Origin of the sequence: Wolbachia endosymbiont of Kerria lacca (assembly GCF_051602725.1) — a bacterium.
Lineage (GTDB): Bacteria > Pseudomonadota > Alphaproteobacteria > Rickettsiales > Anaplasmataceae > Wolbachia.
The window spans coordinates 1,073,029-1,088,576 of the sequence record NZ_CP192272.1 but is presented as its reverse complement, the minus strand read 5'-3'; the positions used below and the strand labels follow the sequence as shown (position 1 = coordinate 1,088,576).

General features: G+C 34.4%; 16 protein-coding genes and 1 tRNA gene. 10 read left to right on the top strand and 7 right to left on the bottom strand.

Annotation, left to right across the window (positions count from 1 at the left end; all coding sequences use genetic code 11):
* Positions 1-83: 83 nt before the first annotated feature.
* Positions 84-908 carry a hypothetical protein gene (locus tag ACQ4M0_RS05035; RefSeq protein ID WP_438456325.1) on the bottom strand — a complete coding sequence of 275 codons (825 nt, stop codon included), beginning with the start codon at positions 906-908 and terminating at the stop codon, positions 84-86.
* A 135-nt stretch (positions 909-1,043) separates the two neighbouring features.
* Here ACQ4M0_RS05035 and der point away from each other — a divergent pair, with 135 nt between their 5' ends.
* From der to lpdA, 6 genes are all read left to right on the top strand, one after another.
* On the top strand, positions 1,044-2,369 hold the full coding sequence (gene der, locus ACQ4M0_RS05030; protein WP_007302288.1) for a ribosome biogenesis GTPase Der: 1,326 nt from the start codon (positions 1,044-1,046) through the stop codon (positions 2,367-2,369).
* A 132-nt stretch (positions 2,370-2,501) separates the two neighbouring features.
* Complete coding sequence (locus ACQ4M0_RS05025) at positions 2,502-2,927, top strand: hypothetical protein (RefSeq protein ID WP_246111615.1); 426 nt, start codon at positions 2,502-2,504, stop codon at positions 2,925-2,927.
* A 5-nt stretch (positions 2,928-2,932) separates the two neighbouring features.
* Positions 2,933-3,526, top strand: coding sequence for a hypothetical protein (locus ACQ4M0_RS05020; protein WP_438456324.1), 594 nt, complete (start codon positions 2,933-2,935; stop codon positions 3,524-3,526).
* A 98-nt stretch (positions 3,527-3,624) separates the two neighbouring features.
* Entirely contained in the window at positions 3,625-4,116 is a 492-nt protein-coding gene (locus tag ACQ4M0_RS05015) for a disulfide bond formation protein B (RefSeq protein WP_438456323.1), read from the top strand.
* 125 nt (positions 4,117-4,241) lie between these two features.
* A complete protein-coding gene (locus tag ACQ4M0_RS05010; protein WP_438456670.1) occupies positions 4,242-4,982 on the top strand; it encodes an aminoglycoside phosphotransferase family protein in 741 nt (246 codons plus the stop codon).
* 638 nt (positions 4,983-5,620) lie between these two features.
* Positions 5,621-7,006, top strand: coding sequence for a dihydrolipoyl dehydrogenase (lpdA, locus tag ACQ4M0_RS05005; protein WP_438456322.1), 1,386 nt, complete (start codon positions 5,621-5,623; stop codon positions 7,004-7,006).
* A gap of 1 nt (position 7,007) precedes the next feature.
* On the opposite strand, the gene ACQ4M0_RS05000 is transcribed toward lpdA, so the two are convergent.
* On the bottom strand, positions 7,008-7,367 hold the full coding sequence (locus tag ACQ4M0_RS05000; protein WP_438456321.1) for a hypothetical protein: 360 nt from the start codon (positions 7,365-7,367) through the stop codon (positions 7,008-7,010).
* A gap of 73 nt (positions 7,368-7,440) precedes the next feature.
* Here ACQ4M0_RS05000 and ACQ4M0_RS04995 point away from each other — a divergent pair, with 73 nt between their 5' ends.
* A complete protein-coding gene (locus tag ACQ4M0_RS04995) occupies positions 7,441-8,463 on the top strand; it encodes a UDP-N-acetylglucosamine--N-acetylmuramyl-(pentapeptide) pyrophosphoryl-undecaprenol N-acetylglucosamine transferase (RefSeq protein WP_007302295.1) in 1,023 nt (340 codons plus the stop codon).
* Here the strand turns inward: ACQ4M0_RS04995 and gshB are convergent.
* Positions 8,448-9,374: a glutathione synthase gene (gshB, locus tag ACQ4M0_RS04990; RefSeq protein WP_007302296.1), complete on the bottom strand. Its 927-nt coding sequence runs from the start codon at positions 9,372-9,374 to the stop codon at positions 8,448-8,450. The genes ACQ4M0_RS04995 and gshB overlap by 16 nt on opposite strands.
* Positions 9,375-9,437: 63 nt before the next feature.
* Between gshB and bcp the strand changes: the two genes are divergently transcribed.
* Entirely contained in the window at positions 9,438-9,905 is a 468-nt protein-coding gene (gene bcp / locus ACQ4M0_RS04985) for a thioredoxin-dependent thiol peroxidase (RefSeq protein WP_010403789.1), read from the top strand.
* Positions 9,906-9,913: 8 nt separating this feature from the next.
* Entirely contained in the window at positions 9,914-10,993 is a 1,080-nt protein-coding gene (gene recF / locus ACQ4M0_RS04980) for a DNA replication/repair protein RecF (RefSeq protein WP_007302298.1), read from the top strand.
* A gap of 15 nt (positions 10,994-11,008) precedes the next feature.
* On the opposite strand, the gene ACQ4M0_RS04975 is transcribed toward recF, so the two are convergent.
* The 3 genes from ACQ4M0_RS04975 to ACQ4M0_RS04965 form a co-directional block, all read right to left on the bottom strand.
* Positions 11,009-12,169: an aspartate kinase gene (locus ACQ4M0_RS04975; protein WP_007302299.1), complete on the bottom strand. Its 1,161-nt coding sequence runs from the start codon at positions 12,167-12,169 to the stop codon at positions 11,009-11,011.
* Positions 12,170-12,258: 89 nt separating this feature from the next.
* On the bottom strand, positions 12,259-13,977 hold the full coding sequence (locus ACQ4M0_RS04970) for a monovalent cation:proton antiporter-2 (CPA2) family protein (RefSeq protein ID WP_007302300.1): 1,719 nt from the start codon (positions 13,975-13,977) through the stop codon (positions 12,259-12,261).
* A 5-nt stretch (positions 13,978-13,982) separates the two neighbouring features.
* Entirely contained in the window at positions 13,983-14,555 is a 573-nt protein-coding gene (locus tag ACQ4M0_RS04965) for a thioredoxin family protein (protein WP_213863872.1), read from the bottom strand.
* 106 nt (positions 14,556-14,661) lie between these two features.
* On the opposite strand from ACQ4M0_RS04965, the gene tmk reads away from it, so the two are divergent.
* A complete protein-coding gene (gene tmk / locus ACQ4M0_RS04960) occupies positions 14,662-15,279 on the top strand; it encodes a dTMP kinase (protein WP_007302302.1) in 618 nt (205 codons plus the stop codon).
* A gap of 131 nt (positions 15,280-15,410) precedes the next feature.
* On the opposite strand, the gene ACQ4M0_RS04955 is transcribed toward tmk, so the two are convergent.
* Positions 15,411-15,487: transfer RNA gene (locus ACQ4M0_RS04955), tRNA-Met, on the bottom strand.
* Positions 15,488-15,548 lie beyond the last annotated feature (61 nt).

Sequence of the window (15,548 nt, the reverse complement as noted above, 5' to 3'; positions counted from 1 at the left end):
CTTACAAATCCTATTGATTATACACATACACCGTTACTGCATGCAACGGTGTATGTGTACGATAATTAATGCGCTAGCAATTTCTATTTAATATTTTGAGAATGCTGAGACTCACTAACATTCTGTGCACTTGCACTTGTTACACCTGTTGATGGATTAATTGTTATAACTTCTCTTTCAATTCCTTGTAAGTTTGAAGCCAATGAGACCAATTTTGCTAGAGTCATGTCATTATATTTATCCATCTTCTTATTCTCATAATAGCCAATTTTTATTTTTACAGCTTTGTTTTCCTCGAAGTCCTCAGGACTTATATTATCACTTAAATCAGTACAAAATACGTTACCATTTCCACTAATATTTAAAGCAATACTGCAATCTCTATCACCCACTTTCCAGTTAAATTTAATTATACAAGACTCATTTAGTATTTGATAAAGCCTTACACCATCATCACTTTGTGAAACACGCACCAACCTTTTATCTTCTGGAGATACCAATGTAAAAGCTCCAATTTTTGGATTACTATCCTTTAAGGCTTTACCAGGAAATGAGTTACCAAATTTTAACTCACCTCTGCCTTCTTTTAACGATACCCATGCAGTAAATGATTTATCTTCTTTTCCTCTCAACCTCACATCTATAGAATCATTACCTGTATATTCAGCAATTCCTTTTCGAATTACACTCAGAAATTTCTTAGTTTCTTCATCATTGTCACTCAAAAAAATCTCCTTATTTTCATGTGACCGGGATGGATCATTGAGATTCTCCAATGCTTTAGCTAAAGTTATATAGTTATATATACGTGTCCTTTTGTTATAAGGTGTCCCTAATTTATAAATTTGAGGAGTTAATTGAGCAACTTGACCGCAATTCATTATTAAAGTTTCATTTGCATTATGCATAGCGCCTCCAATTCTACATAATAAACTTAAGATAAAATATCCTAATTTTAGGATAGGTATATAATCTATCAAGTCAATAGTTAAATTAAAAAATTTTGATTATAATTTACTATTTATAAAATACGCTCTTAAACTATGCTGAAAATAGTCATAATAGGCCTTCCAAATGCAGGCAAGTCAACTCTATTTAATAGGCTGGTGGGAAGAAAAGCAGCGGTAGTTAGTGACATTCCAGGAGTAACGAGAGATAGGCGTGAAGGAATTGGAAGAATTAGTGATTTAGAGTTTAAAGTTATAGATACAGGAGGATGGAATGACCAAACCAGTTTTTCACTACAAGTTATTGAACAAATAGAGTTTTCTTTGTCGAGTGCAGATGTAGTTTTCTTTCTTGTTGATGCAAAAGTGCAAAACGAGCAGAACAAAGAGTTTGCAAAGTGGCTGAAGAGAAAAACAAATAAACCTGTAATACTAATAGCAAACAAATGTGAAAGTCATAAATCGGAAAATGTTGATTATTTGCAGTTTTTCAATTTCATAGGTCCGGTATACATCTCAGCCGAGCATAATCTTGGCATGGTTGATCTTTATGATGCATTAGCTGGTGTGATTGAAGGTCTTAGCGAAGGCACTGAGCTGCCTGAAAGTGAGTCCATTAGACTGAGGATTGCAATCATCGGTCGCCCAAACGTTGGAAAATCAACTTTTTTAAACAGTTTACTTGCAGAAAACAGACTAATAGTAAGCTCAGAACCCGGTACCACGCGTGACTCTGTGGATATTTCATACGACCATAATGGGAAATTAATCACTCTCATCGACACTGCGGGAATCCGCAGAAAGGCAAATGTTGTTGATAACTTAGAATCAAGATTTGTTGAAAAAAGTATAGAGTCAATAAAGCGCTCTCATGTAGTGATTTTAATGTTAGATTCCTTGCTTGGCATTGAGCAGCAGGATTTATCAATTGCTGAAGCTGCAATTAAAGGGGGGAAGGGAATTATCATTGTTTTAAATAAGTGGGATTTAATAGGTAAGGATGACAGAAGTAAGTTAATAAAATTTGTCAAACAACAGGAAGTGACTCGGTTATTTTTGGAAGTGCCAACTGTAACAATTTCTGCATTGAAAGGTATGCGCTGTGGTGATGTGATAGATAAGTGTCTTGAAGTGAGTGAATCCTTAAACAAGAAGATCAGCACTGCAAAACTGAATAATTGGCTAATAGATGCTGTGGAAAAACATTCTCACCCACTTATAAAAGGTAGAGAGATTAAAATGAAGTATATTGCTCAAATTGGCACCAAACCTCCAGCTTTTTCTTTGGTATGCAACGTCCCGGAAAGTGTTGATGAGAGTTATAAACGTTATTTGACTAATGGTCTTAGAAAAAACTTCTTTGTTGAAGGTGTACCAGTTAGATTGCTTTTGAAAAAGAATAAAAACCCCTATGTAAAGTAGATAATCTTGTTTTACTAATAATATACTTTTTTATCTTAGTAATATTATTAATAAGTAAATAATATTACTTAAATAAGTAGTTGATAAATTAATATTATATAGTAAAGTATTAACTTGTTTAGTACTTTTGCTATGAATTATAAAGGACAAGATTTAAGGCCTGGATCTCCACATACTTTCACGGTTGATACACCTTTAGTATTTCAGTGGCTTCCAAAAAGATATGGATACCCGATTCCAGAAAAATATTTGGAAAGATTGAGCAATTGGGCAAAAAGGGAAGATACGCGTGTAGTGAAATTAGTAATAAATGGATCTGGTTTTACTCCTACGCAACGTAAAGAGTTGGAGAATAAAATATCAAACAGAGAGTTTAACCCAAACAAAAACATAGAGCTTATAGACTTTAATGAGCTGGATTTAGGAGAGTATGAATTTAGCTTTCACTTACAAACAGATAAGAAAACAGAACTATCTAAATGTCCTTTATACACTGTATCTCAATATTTCAAAGATCTATACTCTATTCCAGAAAGTAAAATTTTGGTGTTGAGATAGACAGTATGCGTATATTTATGTTGTTGGTATTGAAATCTCCTATGATCTATTTTGATTTTGATATCTTACCTAAAGAAGATAAGAAAGTTGGTGAGATTCAGGCTGTGCATGGCTTTTTGGTTGCTGAAAATGACAGAAAAGGTTATGACTATGATGGTATAGCAAGTATTGAAAATGCTATCATTGCTCTAAGCGATGCTGGTAGAGTAAAAATTATGGAAATTTACAATGAAGTAAAGAATAAGTTTCAAAAAGATTATCCTTTGTTTAAGTTATCAGAACATGAGATTTACAAAATTATGGAAGAGATAGTATATTTCACTCTTTCTAATGACGTTCTTCTTCTTATATCTAGCTATCAAGATTCTAACAAACGTTACAACAGACGTTTGGAAGAAGCAAGATTGCTTATGCAAGAAACATTTGGGTTTAAAACCAATGGAGGAGAAGTTGATACTCAATATGACAATAGCTGGACGAAAAACAAGGATGAATTGTATACCAAAGAAGAAATTGCAAAAATAGATAGTGATACTAGGGTTGTAACTAGTATGCAAACTAAATCAGTATCTAGCTGTGAATACATACATAGAGGCTAGATAAAAAAGTTATAGAGTGATATGTGTCGCTTTATAATTATATAGAACATTATTAAACAAAAGTTGACTTTTTCGGTTGTTGTGGTAATTCGTTAATTATGTCAGATATAAATAACAGTTCTACAATCTTTTTGCTGTCAAGTGCCGCTGCTCTGATTTTTGCATATGTGCTAGAGTCTTTCTTCAATATGCTACCATGCAAGTTATGCATATACGAGCGAGTAGTTTACTATGTTACAGGGCTACTTGCAGTTGCGTACATGTTCAAAGACAACAAAATCCTAATCTATGCGATGTTTTGCAGCTATCTCATTGGTGCAATAATATCTTTTTATCATGTAGGTCTTGAACTCCACTTATTTCATGATGTTTTAGGCTGTACAGAGCAAGCAAGTGGTAACGTTAGCATAGAAGAGTTGAGAAATAATCTATTAAACCCCAATTACTCTCCGTCTTGTGACAGGCCTCATTATATTTTTGGTGTTTCATTAGCAACATGGAATCTTATTTATCTTATAGTAGCCCTGTTTGTATCAGGTAGGATATATTGTAAAGAAAGAAATTTAAGGCACAATTGGTGCAAAAAGTAGCAAGAGTAGATGCTGCATTTGTACACCGCTTAGTTGTCACCCAGTTTCCGCAATTTAAAGATCTGTCTATCTGCCAAATCGTGCCCGGTGGATGGGACAATAGAACATTTCGTCTGGGTGATCACATGCTTGTGCGTATGCCAAGCGCTGCAAAGTATGCAATGCAGGTGGAAAAGGAACAAAAGTGGTTACCCAGGTTGGCACCTTTACTGCCACTTTCAATTCCAAAGCCTTTGGCAATGGGAGAGTCGTGTGAGGGTTACCCATGGCAATGGTCTATTTACCAATGGATTGATGGCAACACCGCTGCATCTGTGCACATAGCAGATCTGAATAACTTTGCAACCAGCCTTGCTCAATTTCTCGCTGCTTTACAACGCATAGATACTACAGATGGGCCTCTTCCCGGACCACATAATTTCTATCGTGGAGGGGTACTAACAACCTATAATGCTGAGACAAAGCAAGCAATTGCCGTTCTAAAAGATAGAATAGATGCCAATGCTGCAATCGAGCTCTGGGAAGCAGCGCTAGCAAGCGCTTGGAAAGGTTTGCCAGTGTGGGTCCATGGTGACGTTAGCGCTGGCAACCTATTGGTGCAAGAAGGAAAATTGAGTGCCGTCATTGATTTTGGAGGATTGGGGATCGGCGATCCCGCTTGCGATCTAATGATTGCTTGGACGCTGCTTAGAGGAGAAAGCCGAAAAATCTTCCGTGCAATGCTTCCGTTGGATGCTAGCACTTGGACTCGTGGCCGTGCCTGGGCTTTATGGAAGGCTCTTGCTGATATTACCACAAACACGAACGCTGCCGAAGCTTGGCACACTATTAATGAAGTGTTTAGAGATTATAAACGCAATTCATAAAGTATATTTGTATGAACATTGTGATTTGAGAGCAATCTCCACTAGAAAGGATGTAATCTCAGTATTGAAATCCAGTTTTTTTATCAAAAAATTTTTTGTATAAGGAAGGTGTCATACTAGTCACAGCTGTACGAACATTGTGATTTGGGCTAAAAAGATGCGAGTAGCCCCTTCGGTGTCATCTTATGTTTTTGTCATCCCAGTGCCCAGATACTGGGATCCAGAACAGGTAATAAGAAGTGCTGGAATGACATCCTGAAATTTTAGCTACAAATATTAAGAAATTTACCAAATAGAAAAAAGGCAAAAGAATCCCCCAGTAGTGAGTTTTGACCCTATAATAATGTAAATTGGCGTTGTAATAATGTGCTAACGCTTATTTAAAGCGCGTTTTGGCTGAATGTAGAAAAAATAAAAAAGACATGCAGCCGCTATAATTTTATGTAATCTGCCAATATATACCTGAGTTTTTTACTGAATTTTGTTGTTAAATCTGCAGAGATTAAAAACAAGGATAAATACTCTTATTGATATGATAAGGAACGTGGGAAGGTTTGTCAAGTCGCTTCTATACACCTGAGCATTGATCATACGGGTTCCATCTGTTATATATAGTCTTTTGCACACGAAAAAAACTGATGAATGAGTATGATATTACAGTTATAGGCAGCGGTCCTGGTGGTTATATAGCAGCAATTAGGGCGGCGCAGCTTGGGTTTAAAACTGCAATTGTTGAAAAGGAGGAAAATTTGGGTGGTATATGCTTAAATTGGGGATGTATACCAACAAAATCGCTACTTAGAGCGTCTGAAGTTTATAGATTAATAAGAAGATCAGAAGAATTTGGCATAAAAGTAAAGGATACAAGTTTTGATATACAATCAATAGTGAAATATTCAAGGAACGTTGTTGATAAGCTATCAAGTGGTGTTGAGTATTTGATGAAAAAAAATAACATCAAAGTCCATCAAGGCTTCGGTAAACTTGCAGGTAATCGTACTATAAAAATTCTTAATGACAAAAAGGAGGAGGAAATTTCTTCCAAGCATATCATTTTAGCAACAGGTGTAAGGGCAAGAAATCTTCCTGGAATCGAAGTAGATGGAGATTTAATATGGAATGCGCAGCACGCTATGACTCCAAAGAAGTTACCAAAATCTCTACTAATCATAGGTTCTGGTGCGATAGGAATAGAGTTTGCAAGTTTTTATAGTACTTTGGGAGTTGATGTAACAATTATAGAAGTAAAAGACACTATTTTGCCGCTGGAAGATAAAGATATTTCAAATTTAGCACAAGAAATATTCACAAAACAAAGGATAAAAATATATACAAACAGTAGCGTAAAAGCTTTGACTAAAAATAAAGACTTTGCTCAAGTGTTACTAAGTAGTGGTGAGAGCAAAGAATTTGATAGGGTGATTGTTGCAGTTGGCGTTCAAGCAAACACTGAAAATATAGGTTTAGAAAATACAAAAATTAAGTTGAGTTCTTCTGGTTTCATTGAAACGAATGAGTGGTATGAAACAAGTGAATCAAGTGTGTATGCAATAGGTGATGTAGCTGGTCCCCCATGTTTAGCGCATAAAGCAAGTCATGAAGCTGTAATCTGTGTTGAGAAAATTGCCGGTAAAAATGCTCATAAGTTAAAAAAAGAGTGCATACCAAATTGCACTTACTCTCATCCGCAAGTAGCAAACGTTGGCCTTACTGAGGAACAGGCAATAAAAAGTGGATACGATATAAAAGTAGGAAAATTTCACTCCAACTTTAATGGTAAATCTATTGCACTAAGTGAAACTGAAGGTTTAGTGAAAACAATTATAGACAAAAAAACAGGCGAACTTCTGGGTAGCCACATGATAGGTGCGGAAGTAACAGAGTTAATTAGCAATTTTGCTCTTGCAAAGCAACTAGAAGGAACAGACTTCGACATAAAATCTACGATTTTTCCTCATCCAACCATTTCAGAGATGATACATGAGTCAGTACTTGCTGCAGATGGTGAATCGCTGAATAGTTGAACTAACGTTCTATCGTTTTGGAGCTACAAGTATCCTGATTAGGCGATTCAATTCTAATATATTGATTACCAATATCAGATTTTTCTAACTTTTCTTTTAACCCTTCAGCTGCTTCTTTCACTTCAAGCTTTTTTTCCCGATTAAGATCCTCTGGGCTTTTTCTTTTACTATCTAAACCTTGTTGTCTATCAATATTTTTATTGAGTTGTTCTTGTTGAGGTAGATCAACAACCGAATTGAAGAGAGCTTTTATTATGTTTTTTAATAAACCTCCGCTTCTGCTTTGCTCTTGAGGCTTATTTTTTACGTTAGATTCTTTTTTACTGTCACTACTTTTAGGCATTTTTAACTCAACTATCATAAAGCTTGATAAAATTTTACATGCAAAGTATTAAAAAATAATTAACAATCTATTATCAAATTACTACTTACAGATGACTATTATTCTAGCAACAGGCGGTACAGGTGGGCATGTTTTTCCAGCTATAACCTTAGCAAAAGCACTAAAGGTACAAGGGCACAATTGTATATTATTCACTGATCAAAAAACCATCAATATAGAAAGTTATATTTTACCATTGTGCAAGCCAAGTGGCAACAAATTGAAGTTTCTCTTTTTGTTAATGTATAGTTGTGTATTAGCACTGTATCAAACGAGAAAATTAAAACCAAAGCTAATCATTGGTTTTGGTAGCTACGCTTCTTTTCCAACTCTTCTTGCAGCAAAGATTCTTTCTATACCTATAGTTTTACATGAACAAAACACAGTTTTAGGGAGAGTAAATAGATTCTTTTTCAAGAGTGCAAAATTAATTGCAACTAGCTTTCCAGAGACTAAGTATGCAGAAGGTAGTAAATGCGTTTTTACAGGAAATTTTGTCGATATAGAAGCACAAGGCTATTCTAGAGCTGAAACAGTTTTAAACGTGTTAATAATAGCAGGCAGTCAGGGTGCAAATTTTTTTGATGATGTAGTGAGCAGCGTAATTTGTGATCTACCTGTTGAAGTAAAAGAGAGGATTAGAGTAACGCAGCAATGTACGAAGAAAAATATAAACAAGGTCAAGAGTCTATACAAAAGTGAAGGAATTGATTGTGAGTTAAGTGAGTTTTTCGATGATATGGAAAATAAACTGGCCAATGCTCATTTGGTAATTAGCAGAGCGGGGGCAACTTCAATAGCAGAGATTACTCTTGCTGAGCGTCCTGCTGTATATATTCCTTATCCTCACTCAAAAGATAACCATCAATTTTATAATGCAAAACATATTGAAGATTCGGGAGCAGCTGTAATGGTTGAGCAAAATAGTAACGCGAAAAAGAATCTAGGAGAGTTGCTAGTTGATTTATTGCAAAATTGTCAAAAATTGCGTGATATGGCTAATAATACTAAGAAAACAAGAATAAGGAATGGAGTTACTGAATTTATTAAGGCAATAGCTCAAGAACTTAGTTGACGAATTGCTTTTTCTTCAAATGCATCCCATAGTTCTTTTTCTAGTGATTTACTATACAACTTATTGATATAAACTACTCCCGTAGGCGAAGTTGTGTTAATTTCAAGAAGGAAGTCATCTATAATATCAATACCAACAAATATTAGCCCTCTTTTCTTTAGCTCAGGACCGATTTTATTACATATTTCAGTGTCTCTATCATTCATTTCAATAGATTCAAAACTTGCTCCAAGCCTCATATTTGTTCTGATTTCTCCGCTAGACTTTGGAACTCGCTTCATTACTCCTATTGGCTTTCCATCCAGTAGCAGTATTCTTTTATCTGTATTTATCTTTTTACAAAATGCTTGTGCAATTACAGGACATTCATATTTTGCAATCATGAGATCGACTACCACTTGAATGCTATTTTGGTCTTGTATTCTTATTACGTCATTTCCTCCATAGCTATATAGTGGTTTCAAGATGATATCTTGATAGTCGTGACAAAAATTTCTAATCATCGATATATTTTCAGTGATCAAAGTTGGAGGAATTAGCTCTAGAAATAGTGAAGTAATTAATTTTTCAGGACAGTTTCTTATTTCTGTTGGATTATTTATTACTAACGCAGTAGTCTTTTCTAAGATATAGGTTGTTGTAATGTACCGCATATCAAAAGGTGGGTCCTGCCTGATAAGTATGATATCCATTTCATTCAAATCTATAGTTACATCTTCTTTAGAAGTAAAACCAAAATCATCAACGCTGACTTTCTGAGCAAGAGCAATTGACTGATTTAACTTGAGTGCTAGATTATTAGGAACATAGACAAAAATTTCGTGCTTTCTCCTCTGCGCTTCTTTTATTAATGCAAATGTAGTATCAGTTTCAAAATTTATATTTTCATCCATTTGAAAAGCTACTTTCATTTATCCTCCCTTCCTATTACAATATACTATAGTACCATAAAAGTGTTAATAATGGAGCAAAGTATGGAATTAACAGTAGGAAATAATGCACCTGATTTTAGTTTGCCAACAGATTCTGGCGAAATTTTATCGCTGAGTGAATTTTTTGATAAAAAAAATGTAGTCCTTTATTTTTATCCTAAAGACGATACTCCGGGCTGTACAATGGAGGCAAAAGGCTTTAGAGACAAAATAGAAAATTTCTCTTCTCTTGACACAGTGATAATTGGTGTATCAAAAGATAGCGTTAAGTGCCACGCTAACTTCAAAGCAAAATATTCTTTGCCATTTTCTTTAGTTTCTGATGAAAATGCTGAAATGTTGGAAAAATATGGTGTTTGGGTAGAAAAAAGCATGTTTGGCAAAAAGTATATGGGAATAGAGCGCACTACTTTTTTAATCGATAAAAAAGGTAAAGTAGTGAAGATCTGGAAAAACGTAAAAGTTAGTGGACATGTTGATGAGGTTCTAGAAGAAGTAAGGAGAATATAAATTAAAGAATGACTACCCATTGCTATATAAAAAAACTGAAATTATATAACTTTCGTAGTCATTCAAACTTTGAACTGGATTTAGATGATAGACCAGTTGTAGTAACTGGCAAAAATGGTATTGGAAAAACTAATATACTTGAAGCAATCTCATTGCTTGCTAAAAGCAACGGAATGAAAAAAGCAAAAATCAATGAGATGCAAAATAGGCGCAGTAATGAAAGTTGGGTAGTGTATTATGATTTTTTCAATGGAGCAGAGCTTAACTCAATTGGTATAGGAAAGAATCTTAATAAGAAATTAATACAAATTGATGGGAAAACGCAGTCAAGCTACTCATCTTTGTATAGAATATCTAATGTAATATGGCTAATTCCACAAATGGACTATATTCTTCTTAATTCTCCAAGTGACAGGTTAAAATTTTTAGACCGTATAGTTTCACTATTTGAAGAAAATTACACCTATTGCTACATGAAATATAGAAAAGCTAAGCATGAGCGAAGTAAATTGCTTAGAGAGAATATTTTGGACGAAAGTTGGCTCTCTAGTCTTGAAAACGTCATGGCTACCAATGCAATTGATATTTTACGTATGCGATCATCTGTTTTAAAGATATTACAAGACACAATTGATAACCATTCTTGTGAGTTTTTTCCAAAGGCAAGTTTGAAATTTAGCAGTCAGCTAACTTTGAACGATACTGCAGAATATTTTCAGAATCGTCTAAAGGAAAACAGAGAAAAAGACTCATTAACTGGTAGAGTAACCTTTTCTGTACATAATGATAATTTTTGGGTTTTTTGCCAAAAAGGGGACATGCCAATAAATCTTTGTTCTACTGGAGAGCAAAAGCTATTACTGCTTTCTATCATCTTATCTAGTGTAAAAGCAAGGTGTATTCATTACAATAAAGCACCTCTTCTTCTGCTTGACGATATAATGTCGCATCTGGATAAAGATTACAGAAAGGTGTTAATGGAGGAGGTGTTAAGCATTCAATGTCAAACTTGGATAACCGATGTAAATCAAGATAATTTCAATAACTATCTTTGCTCTTTCAAGTTTTTTGAATTATCAAGTAAATAAATTTCAAGCGTGCTGTCATACATCAAGCTCATATTCGGTATGTAAATCTCTAATTAAAGCCTCAGCGTGTTTTTTTTGAACAACTATACTGATCTTGATTTCGGACATTGTGACAGCAAGTATTTCTATCTTTTTTTCGCTTAAAACCTTGAGTGTGCGATACATCACTTCAGTGTTAGACATAACACCAATACCAATTATTGAAATTTTAGCTATATTATTGTTTACGACATAATTTTCATTTTTGTTCAATAACTTTGTCATTAAATCAACATCAAATTTAGAAATCAAAAAGCTTGACCCATGTATCATGTCAACTTTAACGTTTGCTCCTGCTATATCTCTTAAAGTATCCAGAGTATTTGCAAAGTTAGTAAAAGTTACAAGAGCTTCGTGAGTGCTATAAGTTATTCCAGTAATTAAGTATCTTTCCAGTACATCTTTTTCGTGTAGTACTGTAGTGCCTTCTACTTCCTCAAAAGTGGATAACACTTGCACCTTAATATTATGCTTCATTGCAAGTTGTACTGAACGATTATGCAATATTTTAGCACCAGATGACGACATCTCCAATATTTCATTGTAAGAGATAGATTTAAGCTTGCGTGCCCTTGGAACAATTTTTGGGTCTGCTGTATATATTCCGTCAATATCAGTAAAAATTTCACAAGTCCTAATACCAAAGACTACAGCAAAGGCAATTGCTGAGATATCAGATCCTCCTCTACCAAAAGTAGTGATTCTATCATCGTGTATACCCTGAAAACCAGCAATGATTGCAGCAGTATAACCCTCAGCAAAAGATCTTTTTACATGGTCAATTTTTATCTTTTTTATTTTAGACTCAGAATAAAAATTATCCGTTACAATTGGTAACTGCCAGGCGAGCCATGATTTAGCATTAACTCCAACAGACAGAAGAGTGATAGCTAATAACCCGCAAGAGATTTGTTCTCCTGCTGAAAGCAGGACATCATACTCTGATAACTCTTGTCTACAATTTAAATTTGAAATTTGCCTGGCTTGAAAAGCCATTTGGTCAGTGAATCCTGCAGCAGCAGATACAACAGCAATTACATTATAACCTTTTTCAATATCGTTTTTTATTAGATTTGCAACTCGATTTAAGTCAGTTAGCGAAGTACCACCAAATTTTTTTATTATTATTTTGTTCATAGTTACAATAAGGTCAATTTCACCTTTCTAGAGAGTATAGTTGCTTAATTAAATGTGTTTTTCTGATCACTAATTAAAGTGATAGAGGATTATTCATCTTTATCACTACCAAGGTCTTTTAACATACTGTAGTTGCCTTTTCTAAATTTACCTTTTAAAGATGTAACTCCGCTTTCGCTAATTCCACTTAAGCTTAATGCTGCTCCACCTAGCTGCAATCCAATCTCAGACGTCTCGGGAATAATTTTACTAGCGCCTAGATCTTTATAAACCTCCACATTATTCAAATCTGGTAAACGTATTATAATATTTACATGTGGGAAGTTTGTTGCAACTAGAGAAACTATTTTCTTTATAGTGACTTCGTTCTTTATTGAAACCACAAGAGCTTGAGCTCTTTCTATTCCTACTGATTTTAAAATTTCATATCTTGTAGCATCTCCAAGATATATAGGGAAACTGTCATTTTTTCCTTCTTTCACTATTTTTGATTGAATATCTACAACAACATAACTTAAATGCTCTGCAGTAAGCATTTTCGTTACCATATATCCCACTCTACCAAACCCGGCAACTATTACGTGGTTATAAAGATCTTGTGTGTCTGTTTCGATTGCTTCATCGTCTAGTATTATTTTTTCAGTGCTAAATGAATTTGCTATCCAGTCTCCAATTCCCGATAAAAGAGGAGTAAAAGCCATAGTTACTGTAGTTACCATCATAAGCACTTGAGCGATTTCACTTGATAGTACATCTAATTCATCTGCTAAACGGAATAAAATAAATGCAAATTCACCGCCTTGTGCAAGCAGTAATCCAGCTTGTATTGCAGGTGCACTTCTAAATCCAAAAAATCTACACAATGTATATATAATGGACGTCTTTAAAACGATAAGGATAATTGATAATAAAGTAACGAGTGGTAACTTATTGAGTAAAAGGTCAATATCAATAGACATGCCAACAGTCATAAAGAATAAACCAAGAAATAAGTCTTTAAATGGCAATACTGCATGTTCTACCGAATTCCTGTGTTCTGTTTCTGCAACTAGTAACCCAGCAACAAATGCGCCTAATGCCATTGATAAATGAAATTGTTCAGTAATAAATGCTGATCCTAATATTATCAGAAGTGTTGTTGATATAAAGATTTCATTACTCTCCATTTTGGCAATAACCGAAAACAATGGCCTCAGTAATAACCTACCAGTTACAAATATCAACACCAATGCAATAGCTGCTTGCACTAATGAGCCTGCCAACGAGCTTATTAAGCTGTGTTCAGAATTGCCAGTAAGCAGGGGCACTAGTACTATTAGAGGTACCACTGCAAAGTCCTGCATTAGTAGCACTGCTATTGACAATCTACCAACTTGGCTTGCTTGAGAACCCTTTTCTTGCAGAACCTGCAACACTATTGCTGTTGAGGATAGTGCAAGTCCACCACCAATAACTGCTGCCATGTTTGTATTTACTCCAAAGGCAAGAGCAATGCACCATATTGCTATCATGGTAACTATAACTTGAAGGGAACCAAACCCAAACACATGCCTACGCATAGCGATAAGGCGTTCAAATGTCAATTCAAGACCTATAATGAACAATAGGAAAACTACGCCAAACTCTGCAAAGTTATCCATTACTTCAACTGAATGTATCAGATTAAATCCATGAGAACCAATCAATGCACCTGCAACAAAGTAACCAAGCACTGGACTAATATTCATTTTCCAAAACGCTATGACTATAAACACAGCAGCGGAAAGTAAGATTATAATATCAAACAAATGCTGAGAGCCGCTGTGCATAATATTTAACCTGTAGAATTAGACCATTTTATTGAACAACCAATACTTGATTTTTGGTCAATTGGAGGATTGCTAGTTTTTGCAATAAATTTCATCGCTTGAAATAAATCACTACTTCCTATTTCATAATTTTGAACTTTCTCTTTTTTTGCATTGTTAAAACGTCCACGATAACGAAGTTTTAAATCAGCGTTAAACCCAAAGAAATCAGGGGTACAAACAGCACCATACTCTTTAGCTACTTCTTGGTTACTGTCAATTAAATATGGAAATGTAAACTTATTTTTCTCTGCAAAATTAATCATGTTTTCAAAGGAGTCTTCTGGGTACTTATTCACATCATTTGGCATGATTGCAATGGTGTTTACCTGATAATCTTTTTTCAACAAATTAACATCGCTTACTAGATTGCTAATAATTGATTGAACGTAAGGACAGTGATTGCATATAAACATTACAATAAGACCATTTTCCCCATAGCAGTCACTTAATGTATAATATTTGTTATCCACTCCCAAGAGATTGAAATTCTTTGCAGTAAAGTCTAAATCTATCTTAGGAGTGTCTAGCGTAACCATAGCTCATAGAGAATTGTATACCGTATATAATGTATGATCTTATTGCTTAAATGTCAAATGGTTTCTATGTACACTATTTGCATTTAGCATTGTAATTATAAAATTTATGTTCATAACCTTCGAAGGAATAGATGGTTCTGGTAAAACAACACAGTCTGAGTTACTTGCAAATTATTTCAAGCAAATTCACGGTGAAAATAATGTCGTATTGACTAGAGAACCAGGTGGTACTGATTTTGCAGAAAAAATAAGAGGATCACTACTTAAGGATAATATTGATCCCATCTCTGAACTTTTATTATTTACCTCAATGAGATATGAACATATGAAAGAATTAATACTACCAGCTCTTAAAGAGGGAAAGACAGTTATTTGTGATCGATTTATCGATTCAACTATTGCGTATCAAGGGTATGGACTAGGTGTTGACTTGAGTCTAATAAGAGACTTACACAAATTAGTGGAAATTAAATATCCAGATATCACATTTATTTTAGATATTGATGTTCAAGTTGGACTCAGCAGAGCAAAGGATAAAAATAAGTATGAAGAAATGAGCATTGATTTCTATCATAAAATTCGAAAAGGATTTCAAGAAATAGCTATAAAAGAATCTAATAGATGTAATGTTATTACTGGAATTGCAGATAAAGACAACAATAAAGTGTATAGTGAAATTATTGATGTAATAAGAAAAAAGAAAAAAGGCATGCAGCCGCTATAATTTTGTCAATAAATACCCTGAGTTTTTTACTGAATGTTACGATTGAGCCTACAGGTCAAAAACAAGCTTTGAGTTAGAAATAACATTGCTATTATAATAAAAGAAATCGCAATATTTGTACAATTGAAAGATGGTTGCGGGAGTAGGATTTGAACCTACGACCTTCAGGTTATGAGCCTGACGAGCTACCGAGCTGCTCCATCCCGCGTCGTTGCTTATTTATTATTATATGCGTAATAATAATAAATAAAAGAATAAAATCACACTAT

Excerpts from the sequence above, each read along its gene's own strand:
- ACQ4M0_RS05035 (WP_438456325.1), bottom strand. The coding sequence starts at position 908 with ATGCATAATGCAAATGAAACTTTAATAATGAATTGCGGTCAAGTTGCT.
- der (WP_007302288.1), top strand. The coding sequence starts at position 1,044 with ATGCTGAAAATAGTCATAATAGGCCTTCCAAATGCAGGCAAGTCAACT.
- ACQ4M0_RS05025 (WP_246111615.1), top strand. The coding sequence starts at position 2,502 with ATGAATTATAAAGGACAAGATTTAAGGCCTGGATCTCCACATACTTTC.
- ACQ4M0_RS05020 (WP_438456324.1), top strand. The coding sequence starts at position 2,933 with ATGCGTATATTTATGTTGTTGGTATTGAAATCTCCTATGATCTATTTT.
- ACQ4M0_RS05015 (WP_438456323.1), top strand. The coding sequence starts at position 3,625 with ATGTCAGATATAAATAACAGTTCTACAATCTTTTTGCTGTCAAGTGCC.
- ACQ4M0_RS05010 (WP_438456670.1), top strand. The coding sequence starts at position 4,242 with ATGCTTGTGCGTATGCCAAGCGCTGCAAAGTATGCAATGCAGGTGGAA.
- lpdA (WP_438456322.1), top strand. The coding sequence starts at position 5,621 with ATGAATGAGTATGATATTACAGTTATAGGCAGCGGTCCTGGTGGTTAT.
- ACQ4M0_RS05000 (WP_438456321.1), bottom strand. The coding sequence starts at position 7,367 with ATGATAGTTGAGTTAAAAATGCCTAAAAGTAGTGACAGTAAAAAAGAA.
- ACQ4M0_RS04995 (WP_007302295.1), top strand. The coding sequence starts at position 7,441 with ATGACTATTATTCTAGCAACAGGCGGTACAGGTGGGCATGTTTTTCCA.
- gshB (WP_007302296.1), bottom strand. The coding sequence starts at position 9,374 with ATGAAAGTAGCTTTTCAAATGGATGAAAATATAAATTTTGAAACTGAT.
- bcp (WP_010403789.1), top strand. The coding sequence starts at position 9,438 with ATGGAATTAACAGTAGGAAATAATGCACCTGATTTTAGTTTGCCAACA.
- recF (WP_007302298.1), top strand. The coding sequence starts at position 9,914 with ATGACTACCCATTGCTATATAAAAAAACTGAAATTATATAACTTTCGT.
- ACQ4M0_RS04975 (WP_007302299.1), bottom strand. The coding sequence starts at position 12,169 with ATGAACAAAATAATAATAAAAAAATTTGGTGGTACTTCGCTAACTGAC.
- ACQ4M0_RS04970 (WP_007302300.1), bottom strand. The coding sequence starts at position 13,977 with ATGCACAGCGGCTCTCAGCATTTGTTTGATATTATAATCTTACTTTCC.
- ACQ4M0_RS04965 (WP_213863872.1), bottom strand. The coding sequence starts at position 14,555 with ATGGTTACGCTAGACACTCCTAAGATAGATTTAGACTTTACTGCAAAG.
- tmk (WP_007302302.1), top strand. The coding sequence starts at position 14,662 with ATGTTCATAACCTTCGAAGGAATAGATGGTTCTGGTAAAACAACACAG.